Origin of the sequence: Yersinia thracica (assembly GCF_902170565.1) — a bacterium.
Taxonomy (GTDB): Bacteria; Pseudomonadota; Gammaproteobacteria; order Enterobacterales; family Enterobacteriaceae; genus Yersinia; species Yersinia thracica.
In genome coordinates this window covers 1-705 of record NZ_CABHXX010000029.1, presented here as the reverse complement: position 1 = coordinate 705, position 705 = coordinate 1, and the positions used below count along the sequence as shown (strand labels likewise).

Below are 705 nucleotides of genomic sequence, written 5' to 3'. Positions count from 1 at the left end.
GTAGTTATTGATGGTATACGCCGTAAGCGCTCTACGATGGATATTATTGGAAATTTATTAACCACAGAGCAAACACAAAGACATATCCGCAGTATTGGCTACCGTATTAATCAAGCCAGGTTCCCACAGCATAAAACACTGTCTGACTTTGAGTTTGAACAAAGCCCATTAAATAAACCCAGCATTGAACTTCTGAATGACTGTGATTACATCAGAGAAAAACGTAATCTTATATTTGTTGGTGGTCCTGGTACAGGAAAAACGCATTTAGCCACGGCTTTAGGGATAAATGCGGCCACCAATGGGTTTAAAGTTCGCTTCTGGAATGTATTAGATTTGGTCAATAAGCTGGAATTGGACAAAGAAAGTAAACAATTTAAATTAACCAATCAACTGACAAAGCTGGATTTAATTGTTTTAGATGAGTTGGGGTATTTGCCCTTTAGTCAAAAAGGAGGGGCTTTATTGTTTCATTTAATCAGTCAATTGCATGAACATACCAGCATTATGATCACCACTAATTTGGCGTTTTCTGAATGGGTAAAACTATTTGCCGATGAAAAGATGACGGCAGCCTTATTGGATCGACTGGTCCATCATTGTGACATTATTGAAACAGGTAATGAATCATTTAGGTTCAAAAACCGGTCTTAAAGTGGCGCACTTTTAAAGCATAACTGTGGCTCATTTTTAGACCATAATTGA

Annotated in this window: 1 protein-coding gene; it reads left to right on the top strand. The window is 37.6% G+C overall.

Annotated features, from left to right (window positions below):
• Positions 1-654 (top strand): IS21-like element ISYen2A/ISYen2B family helper ATPase IstB (gene istB, locus FTA91_RS03535; protein WP_050116550.1); only part of this gene is annotated, 654 nt, incomplete at its 5' end.
• Positions 655-705: the final 51 nt, after the last annotated feature.